The sequence below is a fragment of the Capnocytophaga sp. oral taxon 380 str. F0488 genome, from assembly GCF_000318255.2.
In the GTDB taxonomy this organism is placed as follows: Bacteria; Bacteroidota; Bacteroidia; order Flavobacteriales; family Flavobacteriaceae; genus Capnocytophaga; species Capnocytophaga ochracea.
On the sequence record NZ_KB291185.1, the window covers coordinates 1 to 2,421 of the forward strand.

Annotated in this window: 1 protein-coding gene; it reads left to right on the forward strand. The window is 41.9% G+C overall.

Annotated features, from left to right (window positions below):
- Positions 1 to 2,186: gliding motility-associated C-terminal domain-containing protein (locus tag HMPREF9078_RS02720; protein WP_009419204.1), on the forward strand; the 2,186-nt coding region annotated here is incomplete at its 5' end.
- Positions 2,187 to 2,421 lie beyond the last annotated feature (235 nt).

Below are 2,421 nucleotides of genomic sequence, written 5' to 3' on the forward strand. Positions count from 1 at the left end.
CAGGAACACGCACTGTAGTGGTAACTGTAGGTGCCCCTGAATTAGTAGTACCTTCTAAAGTATATCCTTTAGCACCAGGAACTACTTCAACAGAAACTGTAATAGATACGGCAACTTTAGGTGGAAACCCAGTAAGTTCAACAGCTGTAACTATAGCAGTAGTAACTCCAGCAACAAGCTTAGGAGGTACACCTACACCTACTTTAAACACCACTACAGGTAAGATAACTGTACCAACAGGTACTAAGTCAGGTACTTATAATATAGTATACAGAGTGTGTGAAGTATTGAATCCTTCTAACTGTAAAACAGCAACCGCTACAGTAGTAGTAGGCGAGGTTCCAGTAATTACACCAGATAATTTACCAATAGTACCATCAACACCTACAAGTACAACAACCCGTACAATAGGTAATATATTGACAAACGATACAGTAGGTACTCAGTCAGCAACGGCAGGTACTGGTGGAAATGTAACTATTACTATAACAAGTCCTATCACACCTAATACACCAGTGATAGATCCAACTACAGGTAATGTACAAATACCACCTACCACACCTCCAGGTGTATATACTATCACTTATGATGTATGTACAACAGCTACACCTGTAGCTTGTACAAGTGGTACCCTTACAGTTACTGTAAGTCAGCCATCACCTATTATCCGTCCTGAAAACCTTACAGTAACGCAAACAGGTACTAGTACAACACCAAGTATCTTGAACAATGATGATATAGTGAAACCAGACGGTACCACTACTTCTGCAACAGGAAGTAATGTAACTATTACCAATGTAGTAGTAACACCAGGTGCAGCACCTGGAGCTCCTACTCCTACATTGAATCCTGATGGTACTATTACAGTCCCAGGCACATTGCTTCCAGGAGTCTACACAATTACTTACGATGTTTGTACAACAGCAACACCAAGTACTTGTGTAAGTGGTACAACAGTACTCACTGTATCACCTACAGCAACAGCCACACCTACAGCAGGTGATAATACTTACGATGTGCCAACAAGTGGTACAGCAACAGTAGTAGGAACTATATTGAGTAATGATACTGTCGATGGAGTTGCATCAGCAACAGCTACTAATGTAACAGTAAGTGTAACTACTGCGCCAACAGGTACAGGAGTACCTACAATAGGAAGCAACGGTTCGGTAACGGTACCAGCTAATGCAATCCCAGGAGTTTACACATATACATATCATATCTGTTCAGTAGCAACACCTACAGCTTGCAGTACAGAAGCAACAGTGACAGTAACGGTGAGACAACCCGTACCAATATTGCCAAACAACAATATGGTATACACCGATACAACCACAACTACAGCTGGAAATATCACCACAGGAGGAACTGTAGGAACTCAATCAGTTACTACAGGCCCAACAGGTAACGTTACTATCACCGTAGTAACTCCAGCAACGCCACAAGTACCAGGAGGAACCGTTCCAACCTTGAATCCTGATGGAACAGTAACCGTTCCAACCGGCACAGCAAGCGGTACATACACTATTACTTATCAAGTATGTACAACGGCAACCCCTACAAGTTGTGTAACAGGTGTAGTAACAATCACTGTATCACCTACAACAGTAACTCCTACAGTATTGCCAGTAGCGGTAGACGATAGGGTTTCTACAGCGTTGAATACTCCTATAAATATTGCCGTGTTAGCGAACGATACCCTCAACTTAGCGACTACTCCTAATGTAGTAACTCAACCTGCAAACGGTACAGTAGTTGTAAATGCCGATAATACGGTAGAATACAGGCCTCACACAGGTTTTGTAGGAACCGATACTTTTGTGTACGAAATCTGTAACTCCGCAGGCTGTAGCAGTGCTACTGTAACGGTTGATATAGTGGACAAGCTCATACCTTACAACGGTATGTCAGTAAATGGCGACGGTAAAAACGACCACTTCCATATTGGTGGTATAGAAAACTATCCGAACAATGTGGTACGTATCTACAACCGTTGGGGCGTGAAAGTATTTGAGGTAAGTGGCTACGACAACGTAACCCGCGTGTTTAGAGGTATCTCCGACGGTCGTGTGACAGTAGAAGCTGCCGATAAACTTCCACAAGGTACTTACTATTATGTGATTGAATACTACGATCAGAATAATAATAAACAATCTGAAGTAGGCTGGTTATATATCAAAAAATAGTACTTTTATAATAAACTAAAAAGGGCTGTCCAGAAACTCTCTGGCAGTCCTTTTTGTTTTTAAGCCTATTTCCTCATTTTCTTTACCTTTAACTCCCCAAACTTCTATTACTCTTCTTCTCCCTACCCTACCTTACTTTTTTCTTTCCTCTCTCTTTTCCGTCATATTCCCCCCTAGTGTCTATGGCCTAAGGCTTAGTGCCTTTTCCCTTTCTTTCGCCTCGAAACCCCGATTT